20 protein-coding genes are annotated in these 14,151 nt (G+C 71.3%); 12 read left to right on the forward strand and 8 right to left on the reverse strand.

The window, feature by feature from the left end:
- Positions 1-12: 12 nt before the first annotated feature.
- The 3 genes from OHA34_RS11710 to OHA34_RS11720 are packed head-to-tail and all read left to right on the forward strand — an operon-like array spanning position 13 to position 1,179.
- On the forward strand, positions 13-795 hold the full coding sequence (locus tag OHA34_RS11710) for a helix-turn-helix domain-containing protein (protein WP_329521607.1): 783 nt from the start codon (positions 13-15) through the stop codon (positions 793-795).
- Positions 786-971, forward strand: coding sequence for a DUF397 domain-containing protein (locus OHA34_RS11715; protein WP_285941149.1), 186 nt, complete (start codon positions 786-788; stop codon positions 969-971). The genes OHA34_RS11710 and OHA34_RS11715 overlap by 10 nt, the downstream gene beginning before the upstream one ends.
- A complete protein-coding gene (locus tag OHA34_RS11720) occupies positions 952-1,179 on the forward strand; it encodes a DUF397 domain-containing protein (RefSeq protein ID WP_285941150.1) in 228 nt (75 codons plus the stop codon). The genes OHA34_RS11715 and OHA34_RS11720 overlap by 20 nt, the downstream gene beginning before the upstream one ends.
- A 90-nt stretch (positions 1,180-1,269) precedes the next feature.
- Here the strand turns inward: OHA34_RS11720 and OHA34_RS11725 are convergent, their stop codons facing one another.
- Positions 1,270-1,614 carry a hypothetical protein gene (locus tag OHA34_RS11725; RefSeq protein ID WP_285941151.1) on the reverse strand — a complete coding sequence of 115 codons (345 nt, stop codon included), beginning with the start codon at positions 1,612-1,614 and terminating at the stop codon, positions 1,270-1,272.
- A 671-nt stretch (positions 1,615-2,285) separates the two neighbouring features.
- On the opposite strand from OHA34_RS11725, the gene OHA34_RS11730 reads away from it, so the two are divergent.
- On the forward strand, positions 2,286-3,455 hold the full coding sequence (locus OHA34_RS11730; RefSeq protein WP_329521608.1) for a UDP-N-acetylglucosamine--N-acetylmuramyl-(pentapeptide) pyrophosphoryl-undecaprenol N-acetylglucosamine transferase: 1,170 nt from the start codon (positions 2,286-2,288) through the stop codon (positions 3,453-3,455).
- A gap of 10 nt (positions 3,456-3,465) precedes the next feature.
- Here OHA34_RS11730 and OHA34_RS11735 read toward each other — a convergent pair whose 3' ends face one another.
- On the reverse strand, positions 3,466-3,969 hold the full coding sequence (locus OHA34_RS11735; protein ID WP_285941155.1) for a DinB family protein: 504 nt from the start codon (positions 3,967-3,969) through the stop codon (positions 3,466-3,468).
- Between the two features lie 430 nt (positions 3,970-4,399).
- Here OHA34_RS11735 and OHA34_RS11740 point away from each other — a divergent pair, with 430 nt between their 5' ends.
- Positions 4,400-4,729, forward strand: a complete 330-nt coding sequence (locus tag OHA34_RS11740; protein WP_285941157.1) for a DUF4288 domain-containing protein — start codon at positions 4,400-4,402, stop codon at positions 4,727-4,729.
- Positions 4,730-5,047: 318 nt separating this feature from the next.
- Positions 5,048-5,308 carry a hypothetical protein gene (locus tag OHA34_RS11745; protein ID WP_329521609.1) on the forward strand — a complete coding sequence of 87 codons (261 nt, stop codon included), beginning with the start codon at positions 5,048-5,050 and terminating at the stop codon, positions 5,306-5,308.
- On the opposite strand, the gene OHA34_RS11750 is transcribed toward OHA34_RS11745, so the two are convergent.
- Genes OHA34_RS11750 through OHA34_RS11765 form a run of 4 tightly spaced genes read right to left on the reverse strand, consistent with a single transcriptional unit; the run spans position 5,281 to position 8,955 of the window.
- Positions 5,281-6,483: an MFS transporter gene (locus OHA34_RS11750; RefSeq protein ID WP_329521610.1), complete on the reverse strand. Its 1,203-nt coding sequence runs from the start codon at positions 6,481-6,483 to the stop codon at positions 5,281-5,283. The genes OHA34_RS11745 and OHA34_RS11750 overlap by 28 nt on opposite strands.
- Positions 6,483-7,244, reverse strand: coding sequence for a signal peptidase I (lepB, locus tag OHA34_RS11755; RefSeq protein ID WP_285941160.1), 762 nt, complete (start codon positions 7,242-7,244; stop codon positions 6,483-6,485). The genes OHA34_RS11750 and lepB overlap by 1 nt, the downstream gene beginning before the upstream one ends.
- The gene (gene lysA, locus OHA34_RS11760; RefSeq protein WP_329521611.1) at positions 7,234-8,613 is read right to left on the reverse strand and encodes a diaminopimelate decarboxylase; all 1,380 of its coding nucleotides are present in this window, start codon (positions 8,611-8,613) and stop codon (positions 7,234-7,236) included. The genes lepB and lysA overlap by 11 nt, the downstream gene beginning before the upstream one ends.
- A 27-nt stretch (positions 8,614-8,640) precedes the next feature.
- On the reverse strand, positions 8,641-8,955 hold the full coding sequence (locus OHA34_RS11765; RefSeq protein ID WP_329521612.1) for an SAV_915 family protein: 315 nt from the start codon (positions 8,953-8,955) through the stop codon (positions 8,641-8,643).
- A gap of 142 nt (positions 8,956-9,097) precedes the next feature.
- Here OHA34_RS11765 and OHA34_RS11770 point away from each other — a divergent pair, with 142 nt between their 5' ends.
- Complete coding sequence (locus tag OHA34_RS11770) at positions 9,098-9,799, forward strand: PIG-L deacetylase family protein (RefSeq protein ID WP_329521613.1); 702 nt, start codon at positions 9,098-9,100, stop codon at positions 9,797-9,799.
- A 301-nt stretch (positions 9,800-10,100) separates the two neighbouring features.
- Here the strand turns inward: OHA34_RS11770 and OHA34_RS11775 are convergent, their stop codons facing one another.
- Positions 10,101-10,949 carry a DUF3710 domain-containing protein gene (locus OHA34_RS11775; RefSeq protein ID WP_329521614.1) on the reverse strand — a complete coding sequence of 283 codons (849 nt, stop codon included), beginning with the start codon at positions 10,947-10,949 and terminating at the stop codon, positions 10,101-10,103.
- 3 nt (positions 10,950-10,952) lie between these two features.
- The gene (gene dut, locus OHA34_RS11780; protein ID WP_285941165.1) at positions 10,953-11,423 is read right to left on the reverse strand and encodes a dUTP diphosphatase; all 471 of its coding nucleotides are present in this window, start codon (positions 11,421-11,423) and stop codon (positions 10,953-10,955) included.
- Between the two features lie 299 nt (positions 11,424-11,722).
- On the opposite strand from dut, the gene OHA34_RS11785 reads away from it, so the two are divergent.
- Genes OHA34_RS11785 through OHA34_RS11805 form a run of 5 tightly spaced genes read left to right on the forward strand, consistent with a single transcriptional unit; the run spans position 11,723 to position 14,133 of the window.
- On the forward strand, positions 11,723-12,412 hold the full coding sequence (locus OHA34_RS11785; protein ID WP_285941166.1) for a hypothetical protein: 690 nt from the start codon (positions 11,723-11,725) through the stop codon (positions 12,410-12,412).
- Positions 12,409-12,939 (forward strand): MauE/DoxX family redox-associated membrane protein, encoded by a 531-nt coding sequence (locus OHA34_RS11790; protein WP_329521615.1) that lies wholly within the window; start codon positions 12,409-12,411, stop codon positions 12,937-12,939. Before OHA34_RS11785 ends, OHA34_RS11790 begins: the two co-directional genes overlap by 4 nt.
- Positions 12,936-13,424: a hypothetical protein gene (locus tag OHA34_RS11795; protein ID WP_329521616.1), complete on the forward strand. Its 489-nt coding sequence runs from the start codon at positions 12,936-12,938 to the stop codon at positions 13,422-13,424. The genes OHA34_RS11790 and OHA34_RS11795 overlap by 4 nt, the downstream gene beginning before the upstream one ends.
- Entirely contained in the window at positions 13,421-13,972 is a 552-nt protein-coding gene (locus OHA34_RS11800; RefSeq protein WP_329521617.1) for a hypothetical protein, read from the forward strand. The genes OHA34_RS11795 and OHA34_RS11800 overlap by 4 nt, the downstream gene beginning before the upstream one ends.
- Positions 13,960-14,133 (forward strand): hypothetical protein, encoded by a 174-nt coding sequence (locus OHA34_RS11805; RefSeq protein WP_285941170.1) that lies wholly within the window; start codon positions 13,960-13,962, stop codon positions 14,131-14,133. The genes OHA34_RS11800 and OHA34_RS11805 overlap by 13 nt, the downstream gene beginning before the upstream one ends.
- The last annotated feature ends 18 nt before the right edge of the window (positions 14,134-14,151 follow it).

Here is a 14,151-nt window from a genome sequence, read left to right on the forward strand (position 1 = left end):
GAGGGAGAACACATGGCGGACAAGAAGATCGACCCCGAACTGCTGAGCTTCGGCGCCGAGATGAAGGAGCAGCGCCTCCGCGCCGGCCTCAACCAGGCCGAACTCGCGAGGCTGGTCAACGTCACCCGGAGCTACATAGGCCAGGTCGAACGAGGCGACACCCGCTGCCGCCTCGACTTCACCGAACGCCTCGACAAGGCCCTCCAATGCGGCAAGACCCTCGCAGACGCCTGGGAGGAACTCCTCCGAGCCAGCAAGTACCCGAAGTACTTCGTCAACTTCCCAAAGGCCGAGGGCACGGCCACCCAACTACGCGCATACGAGGCGTACTTCGTGTACGGCTTCTTCCAGAAGGAAGACTATGCCCGTGCCCTACTGGCCGATGAGGAAGCAGTCGACACCAGGATGAGTCGTCAGAGCCTACTCACACGCGACCCTCTCCCCATGGTCTCCGTCGTCATGGAGGAGAGCGTGCTCTACCGACAAGTCGGCACGGCGAAAACCATGCGTGAGCAACTCGATTTTCTCATCGAGGCATCACACAGAGACAAAGTGAATATTCAAATCGCCCCGTTCGCCCACTACAAGGGAGTTCGAGGCTCGTTCCACATAGCTACTCAACCCAACCGGAGCGAGGTCGTCTATGTGGAGAAGGCCACAGGCGGTGAGACATCAACAGACCCAGCCGACCTTACCTATGTCAACGAGTTGATGGTTACACTACAAGCCCAGGCGCTCAACGTGACCGACACGAGGACCCTACTCAGAAAGGTGATGACAGAACGATGGACTTGAGTAAAGCAGCATGGCGCAAGGCCTCTCACAGCAGCGATCAGGGAGACGTCTGCGTCGAACTGGCATCTGTTCGCGGAACAGTTGCGATTCGTGACAGCCAGGACCCGAACGGTCCCAAGATTCTCGTCAATCGCCAAGACTTTCAACGATTCGCCAGTGCCATCAAGAGTCTATAGGCACCCCAAAAGGACGTGCGAGTTAGACCTGAACAACACGAGATGGCGCAAGTCCTCACGCAGTAGCGACCAGGGAGACCAGTGTGTCGAGGTGGCCTCCACCTCCGGCGCGATGGCCGTCCGCGACAGCAAGGACGCCGAAGGCCCCATCCTCTTCATCGACCACCGCGACTTCCAGCGGCTCGCGAGCGCCATCAAGAGCCTTTGACGCGGTCTTCGGTCCCTCGCCCCGGGCGCCACGGCCGGGTGCGAGGGCCTTTGCGCTTCTCGTGGTGCCGCCCGGCCCCCGCCGGGACGGCTACCGGCCGCTCGGCGTCCCCGGCGGCAAGCCCGGCCCCGGGCCGCCGTGGCAGGCCGGACACCGCGACTCCACCATCTTGGTGGGCCGGTTGATGTCACCGACGTGCACCACCATTCCGGCCCCCAAGCAGGTCACGCAGCCGGGGAACCCGGCCATGACGGGTTCGTCCCAGACCGGGGTGTCCTCGGGCCGCGACAGGTCCCCGGGCGCCGGGTCCTCGGCGGGCTCGTAGTCGCCGCCGACGTAGCCGCGCCCCATGCAGAACCGGCACGCGAACCTCAGCGGACCGATCCGCTGCTCGCCCTCGCCACCGCAGTCGGGGCACTCCAGCTTGTCGGTCACACCTTGCCCGTCCCGTTGCACACCGTGCACGACACCGTGTCGGTCTTGCCGTTCCGGCCAATCTTCTGCTCACCCGACCCTTTACAGGCCGAGCAAGCCACTTCCTTACCGTGCTTACCCATGACCGTTCCCGGCATCCCGCGCGGCGGTCATGTCCCCACCCGCCGCAACGCACCCTTGACCGCCGTCACGGCCTCGAATAGTGCCATGCTCAGCACGCTAGGCAGGAGGGTGTGGCACCGGCCACAAGTGTGACCAAGTGTGCCCGGTCTAGACGAGGTCGTTCGCCGCCGAAAGGATCAGTTTGCGCGCCTCGGCCCCGGTGACGGTCATCGCCGACAGCTCGGCGAAGGTTCGGCTGTAGGCGGTGACCCCCTCGGCTGGGTGATGTCCAGTTCCGCCGTGGGAGTCTCCATGAGCACACGTTCTTCGTCGAAGATCCAGAATCCGGGACTCAACCAAACGGTTCGGTCGAGTCTGGCCGGCACGTGACGGCACCCGGCACGGTGCCGGTCCGCCGTTGATCATGCCGAGTGGGCTTGACGTGCGAGGCCCTGCCGTGCGGGACGGTTTGTGGGAAAGTGCAAGACGTCAGAAGTCGCAGGCGGGTTGAGGCCCGGCATCGCCAGATTGGTAGCTCCTTCGTGAACAGTGCCCCCCGACGTCTCCCGATGGCCCCTGAGCAGGCACTACGCCTGATCGTCACGGGCGGCGGGACCGGTGGCCACACCTACCCCGCGCTCACCGCGGTGCGCACGCTGCAAGGCAGGCTCATGGCGAGCGGCCGGGCGCTGGAGGTCCTGTGGGTCGGCACGGCCGACAGCCTTGAGGCCCGCGTCGCGGCCAGGGAGGGCATCCGGTTCAGCGCGGTCGCCACCGGCAAGATCCGCCGCTCCGCCAATCCGCTGAAGATGATCTCCCCGGCCAATGTGAAGGACATGGCCCGCGTGCCGCTGGGCGTCTTCCAGGCCCGCAGGATCGTCTCCGCTTTCCGCCCCGACGTCGTGCTGGCCACGGGCGGGTATGTCGCCGTCCCGGTGGGCCTGGCGGCCAAGATGCGCCGCCGGCCACTGGTCGTCCACGAGCAAACGGTCCGGCTCGGCCTCGCCAACCGCTCGCTCGCCCGCAAGGCCACCAGGGTCGCGGTGTCCTCCGAATCGACGCTGCCGCTCCTGCCCGAGGCGGCCCGCGCGACCGCGGTGGTCACCGGCAACCCGGTGCGGCCCGAAGTGCTCACCGGGCAGGCGGAAAAGGCCGTCCAGGCCCTGGGCCTGCACGGCTTCGACCGGCGCCGCCCCACCGTGTACGTCACCGGCGGCGCCCAGGGCTCGCACCAGATCAACACCCTGGTGCGCGACATCCTGCCGTGGCTGCTGTCCGGCGCCAACGTCATCCACCAGTGCGGACCGGCCAACCTCGCCGACCTCAGGCAGCAGACCGCGACGCTCCCCGCCGACGCCGCGGCCCGCTACCTGCTCACCGACTACGTCGGCCCGGAACTGCCCGACGTGCTCGCGCTGGCCGACGTGGTGATCTCCCGGAGCGGGGCGGGCACGCTGGCCGAACTGACCGCGCTGGGCAAAGCCGCCGTCTTCATCCCGCTCGCCACCTCCGCCGGCAACGAGCAGGCGCACAACGCGCGCCACCTGCACGACGCCGGCGCCGCCGTCGCCCTGCTGGGCGAGGCGACGCCGGACAGCCTGGGCGCGGCCTTGGGCCCCTTGCTCGCAGATCCGGCCAGGCGCATGGACATGGCCCAGCGGGCTCGGTCACAGGGCCGGCCCGACGCTGCCGAACGGCTGGTGGACGTTCTGCTGTCCGTCGTCGCCGACCGCGCGTAGGCGGGATCTCCTACTCCCCGGTGGATCCGTCGATGCGCTCGCGGAGCAGGTCGGCGTGGCCGTTGTGCCTCGCATATTCCTCGATCATGTGGGCGAGGATCCAGCGGAGCGAGTAGTCCTCGCCGCGGTGGCGCCCGGTGGTGTCGAGGGACTCGGCGGCGTGCACGATGTCACGGGACCGCGCGCATTCCTCGTCCCATGCCTCGAAGGCTTCCTGAGGGTCGGCCTTGTCGATCTGGAAGTCGGTGTCATCGCCGGGCCCCTCCTTCCAGCGGTAGGGGATGTCCTCGCCGCTCAGCCTGATCCGGAACCAGACCCGCTCGACCTCGGCCATATGCCGGACGAGCCCGAGCAATGACATGGCCGACGGCGGTACGCACCTCTGTTTGAGCTGCTCAGTGGTCAGCCCCGCGCACTTCATGGCCAGGGTCTCGCGCTGATATTGCAGGAAGCCGGTCAGTATGGTGCGCTCATCGGCCACCAGCGGCGGCTCGGTCCTGCCCTGATCGTCCACCGGGGCATCATGCCACGGCCCGGCGAGACTTCCTTCGACGAAATCACCCTGAACTACCGAGAAGCGACCGCGCCGTTCCAGGAAGAGAGACTCGACAGGGGAAGGCTTTCTGCAACTATGTCCACATGGACAGACGGGGCCCGGACCACATAGTCAACATCATGAGCGGCGACGTGTCGGGGTCCCTGGTCAGGCCGGATCGATCAGCGGCGGCGTCCACTCCACCTTCCGTCCCGCCAATCCGCCTCGGCGCGGAGCCGGGCGGCGAACGGCTACATCAGCCTCTGCAAGAAGGGGTCAATTCGCCGAGAATTCCCCTCGCAATATCTGGCCTGGTATCTTGGCCAGATCCGCTCCTACAAGAGCGCGTCCGCCAGGAAGGCATGGAAACTCCTCAACGACTCTCGATTCAACAAGCATTGAGATGTGAATGATGACTCGACCTCTCAAGCCTTATATCGCCGTTCTGCTGTTCGAGTCGTCCGGGCGCCCGCAGCTCTTCAGCGAGGACTTCGTTCTGCTGCGCGCGGGCTCCGAGGAGGAGGCCCGCACGCGCGCGGAGGAACGCGGCCGTGCGGGAGAGACGGCCTTCCAGAACGAGGCCGGGGAGACCATCAAGTGGACGCTGCGGCACGTCGTGGACGTGGCGGAGGTCCTGGACGACGACCTCTCCCAAGACACCGACCTGTACTCCCGGCATTTCAGGGACATCAGCGCCTACGAGGCGTTCGAGCCCTTGCTGTCAGGCTGGGAACTCTGACCCACGCCCCGTAACGCGCAGGGCGATGCCTTTCGGGCGCACGGCGGCGGCGCTATGGTGCCGCCGTGGCCGGTTCTCCGCAGCGTCCGCTGCTCTTCCTCGATGTCGACGGCCCGCTCATCCCGTTCGGGGCTCCGCACTACCGGACGTGGCCCGGGCCGCGCGGCGGCGACTCGAATCCGCTTCTGGGCAGGCTCGATCCATCGCACGGGCCCCGCTTGGCGGCGCTACCGTGCGATCTGGTCTGGGCCACGACGTGGATGGACGAGGCGAACGAGTGCGTCGCCCCCCCGGATCGGCCTGCCGGAACTGCCGGTGGTGAGCTGGCCCGAGCCGTCCGACGGGGACGGGCGCGGCGGCCTGCACTGGAAGACCCGGCCCCTGCTCGACCTGGCGGCCGGACGGGCGTTCGCCTGGGTCGACGACGAGATCACCGAGGCCGACCGGGTCTGGGTGGCCGCGCATCACCCTGGACCGGCCCTTCTGCACCGTGTCGATGCGCGCCGGGGACTTGCCGAAGCCGACTTCGCCGCCCTTGACACGTGGTTGCGTCAGGACGGCTTCGGGTTGCGGGCGTAGATGAGGGAGCCGGCTCCGGTCGCTATGGCGGTGACGGTGCCGCAGAGCAGGAACGCCTGTCCGGCGCCGAGGTCGGTGATGGCCAGGCCGCTGGCGGCGGCGCCGAGGCCCGCACCGCCGTTGCACGCCACGCTCGCGAGGATGGCCGCGTGGGTCTTGGCCGCGACGCCGTCCATGAGGGTGTCGGCCAGGAGGTAGGCCGTGATGACGGCGGGGCCCATGGCTACGCCCACCACCACGAGCAGCGGCGCCGCCAGGACGAGCCCGTCGACGGCGGCCATCAGCGCGGTGCCGGCCGCCAGGAGCAGGCTCAGGACGATGAGGCGGGACGCGGCGCCGGTCCTCCATTCGCGGCGGCCATAGAAGAGCGCGGCAAAAGCGCTCCCCAGCGCCAAGGTCGCGAGGAGGCCGCCGGACATCGAGGCGTGCCCGCTCTCCAGTGCGAAGCCGGGAATGGCGACCTCCAGGGCGCCGATGGCGAAGCCCACGCCCAGGAACACCACGAGCACCCACCTGGCGCTGCGCGCGACCGTCCACAGGCCGCCGTCGTCGTTCTCGTCCGCGGCTGCTTCCGGGCCGCCCCGATCCGCGGCCGACGCCATCAGCAGCCCGCCGAGCAGGCAGACGACGCCGCCGGCCAGCACGGCCAGCCAGGCGCCGGAGAGGGCCACCGCGCCCGTCGCGAGCAGGGGGCCGACGACGAAGGTCGCTTCCTCCACGACCGAGTCCAGGCCGAACGCGCGTGGCACCCACTGGGGCGGCAGCCTCCGCGACCAGCCGACGCGCATGAGCGCGCCGAAGGGCGGCATGCTGCATCCGGAGCCGGCCGTCAGCGCGATCAGCAGCCAGGACGGACCGCCGCCCGCCACCACCAGCAGGATCAGCGCCGACCCGCTGACCATCGACATCATCAGCAGCGCGCGGGCGTGGCCGGCGCGGACCGAGATCCAGGATCGGGCCGGGCCCGCGACGACCGTGCCGATCGAGTACGCCGCCATGGCGAGGCCGGCGGTGGAGAACGACCCCGTCGACCGCGCGATGAACAGCACCACCCCCACCGGCATCATGCCGAACGAGATCCGGCCGATCAGCGCGCCCGCGAAGAGGCCGGGAATTCCCGGGGGCCGGAGCAGTTCCAGGTAACCGGGAGGATTCTCGCGCGCCGCTTCGGCCATTACATCCCGGGTTGGTGGAAGGTCTCCGGACCGGACAGGTACTTCCAGTGGCCGAGGGGCCAGACGACGGCGAAGGCGCGGCCGATGACCTTGTCCTCGGGAATGGATCCGCCACCAGGGTCGTTCGTGTGCCCCCGCGAGTCAAAGGAGTTTCCGCGGTTGTCGCCCATGACCCACAGCCTGCCCTTGGGAACCACGACGCTGAACTTCCGCACGGACGGGACGCTCCGCTCGTGCGTCACCGGGTCGACGAGCAGGTAGGAGCGCTCGTCCAGCGCGATGCCGTTGACCATGACCGGAGCGCCGGAGCCCGCGCAGCTGACCCGGTCGCCGCCGCGGGCGATGACGCGCTTGATGAAGTCCGTTTCGCCGGACGTCACGCCGAACGCGCCGCCGACCTGGTGCAGGGCCTTGGAGAACAGGTTCCGGGGCTTCTGCCCGGGGACCTCGGGGGTCCAGGAGTCCACTCCGTTGAAGACGATGATGTCGCCCCGCCGGATATCGTGCACCCGGTAGTCGATCTTGCTGACCAGGACCCGGTCATTGATCTCGAGGGTGCCCCGCATCGACCCCGACGGAATGTAGAAGGCCTGAACGGCGAAAGCCTTGATGACCAACGCCAGCACGACGGCGACGGCGATGAGGACCGGCATTTCCTTCCAGAACGATCGCCGTTTCTCCCCGTTGCCGGAACTCGTCCCGTCCGGGGACGGCCCATCGGATTGCCCGCCGGAGTCGGCGTCGCGTTCATCACCGGTCATTCGCGAAATCTACTGCCATGCAGCGGATCCTGGCGAGGCCCGGGGCCTTCAGCCGACGTCGCGGGCGAGGAGGTCCTCGACGGTCTCGCGGCGGACCAGGAGCCGGGCGCGGCCCCCGCGGACGGCGACCACCGGGGGCCGCCGGACGAGGTTGTAGTTCGAGGCCATCGAGTGGTGGTACGCGCCGGTGCAGGGCATCGCCAGCAGGTCCCCGGGGCGGACGTCGGCGGGGCAGCCGCGCGTCCGGGACGAGCACGTCGCCCGCCTCGCAGTGCCGTCCGACGACGCTCGCGGCGCGGTCGCCGCCGGCGCCCCGCCTGCCGATGAGGCGGACCGAGTACCGCGCCCCGTACAGGCTCGGCCTCGGGTTGTCGCTCATCCCGCCGTTGACGGCGACCAGCAGGGCGCCGGGCGTGTGCTTGACGCTGACGACGCGGTAGACGGTGACGCCCGCGTGCGCGGCGATGGCGCGGCCCGGCTCGATGGTGAGGCGCGGCACCGGGAGGCGGTGCTCCGCGCAGGCGGACCGGACCGTCCGCCGCAGCCGGTCGGCCAGCTGGGCCGGGTTCAGCTCGGGGTCCCCCGCCCGGTACGCCACGCCGAAGCCGCCGCCGAGGTCCAGGTTCGGCGGCGTCGCCCCGTGCTCGTCGCGGATCGCGGCGAGCAGGGCGACCATGCGCCGGGCGGCCTGGTCGAACACGTCGAGGTCGGTGATCTGCGAGCCGATGTGGCAGTGCAACCCGACCAGGTCCAGGCCGCGCTGCCCGAGGACGCGGCGGACGGCCTCGGCCGCGGCGCCGGACGAGAGCGGGAAGCCGAACTTCTGGTCGTCGGTGCCGGTCGTCATCGCCGCGTGCGTGCGGCCGTCCACGCCCGGGGTGACCCGGACGAGCAGCCGCGGGCGCGCCCCGGCGGTCGCCAGCGCGGCCAGCTTGGTGATCTCGTGGAAGGAGTCGACGACGACGCGCCCGACCCCGTAGGCGAGGGCGGCGCGCAGGTCCTCGGGGGTCTTGGCGTTGCCGTGCATCAGCACGCGTTCCGGCGGGAACCCGGCGGCGCGGGCCACCGCGAGCTCACCGGCCGAGCAGACGTCCAGCGACAGCCCCTCCTCGGCGATCCAGCCGGCCATCGCGCGGCACAGGAACGCCTTGCCCGCGTAGGCGACGTCGGCGTCGTGGAAGGCGCCGCGGAACGCGCGGCAGCGGCCCCGCACGTCCTCCTCGTCCACCACGTGGAGCGGGGTGCCGAACCGTTCGGCCAGGCCGGCGAGGCCGACTCCTCCGACGGAGACGTCGCCGCCGGGGCGGGCACTGGTGGTGACGGGCCAGACCGCGCGGTCGGGCACCGTCCTGTTCTCTGTGACGAGCACGTGCTGCTCCCTTGAGGTGTTCGGACGTCAGCGACGGCCGGCCATGGCCGGCGCCTGCGGGCGCGGCGGGCGCGGCGGGCCGGCGGGCGGCACGGGGTCCTTCGGGCCGACGAACAGCGGGTCCATCTGGACCGCGGCGATGCCCATCGGGGCGAGCATGGACCGCAGCGCGGGCCCGGCCAGCCGGATCCAGGGACGGCCGCCGCCGAGCGCGGAGCGGAGCCGCTCCTCGCTGGTGAAGGCGATCCCGACCCGTTCCCCGTCCGGGCTGCGGCGGCCGGTCCGCAGTGACAGCGTGCCGCCGGCGCAGGTGTGCACCGGGATGAATAGGAGCTCGTCCACCGATCCGTCCCCTTCGAGAAACCGTCTGACCGGGCTCACGCTAGGCGCGGTTTGCGGCATTGGTCCGTTTCACTACGCGATGCATACGCGCGAGCGGGGAACCCTCACGCGTCCCTTGCACAAGATCCGCGAAGATGGGGGGATGGAACCGGTACCTGAGGACTGGCGGCGGGCGCTCGCCGTCGTGGCGCATCCGGACGACCTGGAGTACGGCGGCTCGACCGCGGTCGCCAAGTGGACCGGGCAGGGCAAGACCGTGGTGGAGGTGCTGGCCACCCGCGGGGAGGCCGGGATCGACTCGATGGAGCCGGAGGAGGTGCGCCGGGTCCGCAGCGCCGAGCAGGTCGAGGCGGCCCGCCGGGTCGGGGTGGAGACGGTGGAGTTCCTCGACCTGCCCGACGGGCAGCTGGAGTACGGGCTGCCGCTGCGGCGCGCGATCACCGCCGCGATCCGGTGGCACCGGCCCGAGGTGGTGATCTCGATGAACTTCCGGGAGACCTTCCCCGGCGGCGAGTTCAACATGGCCGACCACCGCGCGCTCGGCCTGGCGGCGATGGACGCGGTCAGGGACGCCGCCAACCGCTGGGTGTTCCGCGACCTGGACCTGGAGCCGTGGCCGGGTGTGCGGTTCGCCCTGTTCGGCGGCTCACCGCAGGCCGGCCACTACGTGGACGTCACCGGCCATCTCCAGGCGGGCGTCGACTCGCTGACCGCGCACCGGGTCTACTTCGACAACCTCGGCGCGGACTTCGACCCGGACGCCTTCCTCACCGGCCTCGCCGAACCCACCGGGCGCGCAGTGGGCGTCACCCACGCGATCCCGTTCGAGCTGATCGAAGCCTGACCCGCGCCGGGGCCTCGCCCGCGCGCGGGCACTGTATGGCGCGGGCACTGTGCGGCGTGGACGCGCGTCCGTCCGGGCGCGCGTCCACGCGGGTGGCGGATCAGTTGGCGTTGGGCCGCTTGCGGCTGTTGGCGCGCTTGCGCTTGCGCGCCCGGCGTTTGCGCGTTCTCTTCGACATGCCTCGATTGACCACCCGCGCGCCGCGCCTGGCAACCCCCCTCGAACGCCACGGCCCTGTTCTCCTGAGAGGTCGCCTCTAAGGAGAACAGGGCCGTGGCGGGTCGGGAGCCCCCGGAAGGGGTCAGCGGACCTCGGTGATCTCGGGGCCGCGCTCGAAGGGGGAGAACGTCTCGGTGTTCCCCTCCTCCTCCTCGTCCTCGCCGGCCTCGCTGAACTCCGCGGGAATCTGGAGCTCCAGCAGGTCGCGCGGCGGCATGGGCTGGTCGCCGCGGACGACCACGATGCCGCGGAACACGTCCTCGAGGACCTGCCACTGCTCCTCGTCCTCGATCGCGGCGCCCTGCACCACGGCCTGGAGGAACCAGCGGGGACCGTCGACGCCGATGAAGCGGATGATCTGCGGGGCCCAGCCCTGCTCGAGGAACTCGGCGGGGATCTGCTCGCGGACCTCCTCGGGCATCTCGGCGAGGACCTCCTCGGTCAGCGGCGCGGGGACCATCGCCAGGAGCTCGGGGCCGAACGGGCCCTCGTTGTCCTGGGTCTGGCCCTGGGCCTCCTCCTCGATGTCCTTGGCGGTCTCGCGCCGTACGTCCGCCCAGATGCCGCTGCGCTTGGGCGCGGCGAACACCTGGAGCTGCATGGCGCTCTCCTCGTACTGCACCAGCACGGCGACGGGGCGTCCGTCCAGCGGATTGCCCTCGTCGTCGACCTGGGTCGCCTCGAAGTTGACCTGGAAGCCCAGGCCGGGCGCCACGGGCACCTGGAGGGAGCCGAAATCGAGCCGCTGGAGCTCGGGCGGGGAGTCCTCGGAGTCCCAGGGACCACCGTCATCCGCACCGGCCTTCGCGGGGGCCTCCTCGGCCTCCTCGGCCTCCTCGGCCGCTTCCGCCTCGGCGGCCTCCACCGGCTCCTCGGTCGCCTCGGGCCCCTTGGCGGGCTCCTCGGCCTGCCGGCGACGTCCAAAAGCCACGACTCACGCTCCTTCTCGACTGTGCTCATTATCCGCGAAACCGCCCGTGGAGCCGAATCCACCGGCGCCACGAGCCGAGCCGGGAAGCTCGGCGACCTCGTGGAACACCGCCTGCTCGACCCGCTGCACGACCATCTGCGCGATGCGGTCGCCGCGCCGCAGCCGGACGGTGGCGCGGGGATCGGTGTTCAGCAGGGTCACCTTGATCTCGCCCCGGTAGCCGGCGTCGACCGTACCGGGTGCATTCACTATGGTCACCCCAAACTTAGCGCCCAAACCGGACCTCGGGTGTACGAAAGCGGCATACCCATCGGGCAGCGCGATCGCCATCCCGGTCGGCACCACCGCCCGCTCCCCGGGCGGCAGCTCCACGTCCACGGCGGCGACCAGGTCGGCGCCCGCGTCCCCCGCATGAGCGTACGCCGGAAGCGGCAGTTCCGGATCCAGCCGCCGGATCAGCACGTCCACCTTCATCGGGCCACCTCACGCTCGGGGATCGGGACGCCGGCTCCGGCAGGGGCCGTCGATCTCGGGGCGGGTCTCGGCAGGCGGCGGACGGAGCGACCAGACGACCTTACCGACCGCCCCGTCCCTCGCGGCGGCAGGCACGCCACCCTGGGCGAGTCCGCGCGGACGGCCGGGTTGGAACGATTCACCCGGTGACCCTACCCGCTCGGGCCCGATGACCACTTCCGGCAGGTTTGCCCCACCCGTGCCGACCCGCGCGTACCGTCACGGTGTCATCGCCCGCTCCCCCCGCGAAGGGTCACGGCATGAGGCGACAGGTCACCCATCGGTCCCTCGACGGCATCCGGGTGCGGCTCACCGGCCCGCACGATCTCGCCCGCCCCTGCACCTCGGTCGCGAAAATCTCCGAAGGCGGGCGGCTGCACGAGCTCTCCAGCGGCACCCGGGCGGACGCTCTCGGCTGGGCCGAGGACATCGGGGTCGACCGGTTCGACCAGGAGTTCCGCGTACAGGGCGGACGGCTGCGGGTCGGCCGGACGACCACCCGCGACCCCGACACCGGACTCGGCGACCCGGTCCTCGCCGCGATCTGGGAGGGCCGGGCGCACGCGGTCTTCACCCACCTCTACCACGGGCGCCCGGCGGACGCGGTGGCGTTCTTCGGCACCGTCCGGCTGACCGAGCACGAGGACGGGATCACCGCCGTGCCGCTCGGCCGGGCCCGGCGCCCCGAGCCCGCCGAGCTGGTCAAGGAGGTCCCGGGGGTGGGCCTGCTGGAGATCACCGCGCTGAACGGGCAGACCAGGCGCCGCCTGCCGTCCTGGCGGGGCGCGCGGGTCGCGGGCGGCGAGCTCTTCCAGGACGCCGTCGAGGGGCAGGGGCCGTACTTCCTGCTGGCCCTGAAGTCGCTGCTGGTCACCGTGCTGCCCGAGGAGGACCGGGTGCGCGAGGTGCCGGGGCGGCTCGACAATCTGGCGGTCGAGGCGATCGGGTGACCGGCCTGCTGGCCGGGATCGCGGCGGTGACCGTCCCGCTCGTCCTGCTGGGCTCGCTCTACGGGCAGCTCCGCCGGCCGGGGGCGCTCGCCGCCGCCGTACGGGCGCATCGCACGGTCCCGGGCGTGCTCGCCGCCCCCGTCGCCGGGCTCGCGGTCGCGGCGGAGGCCCTGACGGGCTTCGGAGCCGCCGCGGGGCTGCTGCTGTGGGAGAACGGGCTGCTGCGCGGCGCGCTGGCGGCGTCAGCGGCGCTACTCGCCCTCTATGCGGCGTACGCGGCGTACGTGGCGCGGACCCGGCCGCGCGGGGTGCCGTGCGGCTGCGCCGGGGACGCCGGGACGCCGATGACGGGCTGGGTCGCCGTCCGCGCGGCGGCGCTGGCGGGGCTCGCCGCGGCCGGTGCCGCGCGGGGCCTCCAGACCGGGCCGCCCGCCGCCGAGGTCGCGGTCGCCGTCCTGGCCGGCCTGGGTTTCGCGGTGATCCTGTGGTCGCTGCCGCAAGCGATGATCGAGGAAGGGGCCCGATGAGCTTCACGACCAGTGCGCTGCTGCTGTCCTGGGTGGCGATCGCGCTGCTGGCGCTGGTGGTCGCCGGACTCGTCCGGCAGGTCCACGCGCTCGGGCAGGGCGGGTCCGGACGGGGCGCGCCGCGTGCGGCGCTCGGCCCGGCGCCCGGGACGCCCGCGCCCGAGTTCGGCCGGCTTGGCCCCGGGCTGCTGCTGTTCCTGGACCGCGACTGCGGCGTGTGCGCCGACGTCCTCGCCGAGGCGGGCGGGCTCGGACGGCCGATGCACGCGATCTTCTCCGGCCCCGCGCCCGACGGCCCCGCGCCCGACGAACTCGGGCCGGCGGCGGGGATCACCGTGCTCAGCGGTGAGCACGACGGGCTGTTCGCCGCCTACGGGGTCCCCGCCACCCCGTTCGCGGTGATCGTCGACGAGGACGGGCGGGTGCGGGTGGCGGAGCCGGTCGGTTCCGCGCAGGCGCTCAGGGAACTGGAGGTATCGCGATGATCCGACTGGAGGACGTCCCGCCGCTGCGCGGGCCCCGCCCCGCGGGCGCCGAACGGGTGCGCCGGCGCGTCCACGACGACCGGGCCAGGGTGCGGCCCGTCCGGCGCAGCGTGCTGACCGGGCTCGCCGCCGCGGGGGCCACCGCCGGGCTCAACGCGCTCGGGGTGTTCCCGCCCGCGCGGCAGGCCCTGTCGTCGGGGTTCAGCCTGCGCGGCTACTACGACATCTATCCGCGCTGCCCGTCGTACGCGTCCAACCACAACTGCTCCCCCGGCTGCGGGCCGAGCCTGGTGTGCAGCGTGTGCTGCCGGACGAGCGGGAAGTACAAGGGCTTCCATAAGTCGGGCGTCTCCAACCCGGGCAAGTACAAGCTGCGTCCGAACCAGTGCTACGGCGGCGGCTACGACGGCTGGGTGTGGGCCTACTCCAAGCGCTGCGGCAGCTGCGCCAAGGGCGTCACCTGGCGCTGCCACGACGGATGGAAGAAGTCCAAGCGCGGCAACTGGTACAAGACCATCTGCCGTAAGGCGACCGCGTGCCACAACTGACCGCCCCGGCCGGGAGGCTGCGCCGGGGGCTGACCGAGCCGCTGCTGCCGGTCGCGGCGCTGACGCTGCTGGCGGTCACGGCGGCGGCCCTGGACGCAGCCGTCCTGTGCTGGGCGGCGGTGGGCGCGCTGGCGGGGTACGCGCTGTCGGGCAGCGTTTGAACGCGTAACAGCGAATCT

The sequence above is a fragment of the Spirillospora sp. NBC_01491 genome, from assembly GCF_036227065.1.
GTDB lineage: Bacteria > Actinomycetota > Actinomycetes > Streptosporangiales > Streptosporangiaceae > Spirillospora > Spirillospora xylanilytica.

What these genes read in the sequence shown, in the direction of transcription:
- OHA34_RS11710 (WP_329521607.1), top strand. Translation starts at nt 13, where the DNA reads ATGGCGGACAAGAAGATCGACCCCGAACTGCTGAGCTTCGGCGCCGAG.
- OHA34_RS11715 (WP_285941149.1), top strand. Translation starts at nt 786, where the DNA reads ATGGACTTGAGTAAAGCAGCATGGCGCAAGGCCTCTCACAGCAGCGAT.
- OHA34_RS11730 (WP_329521608.1), top strand. Translation starts at nt 2,286, where the DNA reads ATGGCCCCTGAGCAGGCACTACGCCTGATCGTCACGGGCGGCGGGACC.
- OHA34_RS11740 (WP_285941157.1), top strand. Translation starts at nt 4,400, where the DNA reads ATGATGACTCGACCTCTCAAGCCTTATATCGCCGTTCTGCTGTTCGAG.
- OHA34_RS11750 (WP_329521610.1), bottom strand. Translation starts at nt 6,483, where the DNA reads ATGGCCGAAGCGGCGCGCGAGAATCCTCCCGGTTACCTGGAACTGCTC.
- lepB (WP_285941160.1), bottom strand. Translation starts at nt 7,244, where the DNA reads ATGACCGGTGATGAACGCGACGCCGACTCCGGCGGGCAATCCGATGGG.
- OHA34_RS11770 (WP_329521613.1), top strand. Translation starts at nt 9,098, where the DNA reads ATGGAACCGGTACCTGAGGACTGGCGGCGGGCGCTCGCCGTCGTGGCG.
- dut (WP_285941165.1), bottom strand. Translation starts at nt 11,423, where the DNA reads ATGAAGGTGGACGTGCTGATCCGGCGGCTGGATCCGGAACTGCCGCTT.
- OHA34_RS11785 (WP_285941166.1), top strand. Translation starts at nt 11,723, where the DNA reads ATGAGGCGACAGGTCACCCATCGGTCCCTCGACGGCATCCGGGTGCGG.
- OHA34_RS11795 (WP_329521616.1), top strand. Translation starts at nt 12,936, where the DNA reads ATGAGCTTCACGACCAGTGCGCTGCTGCTGTCCTGGGTGGCGATCGCG.
- OHA34_RS11800 (WP_329521617.1), top strand. Translation starts at nt 13,421, where the DNA reads ATGATCCGACTGGAGGACGTCCCGCCGCTGCGCGGGCCCCGCCCCGCG.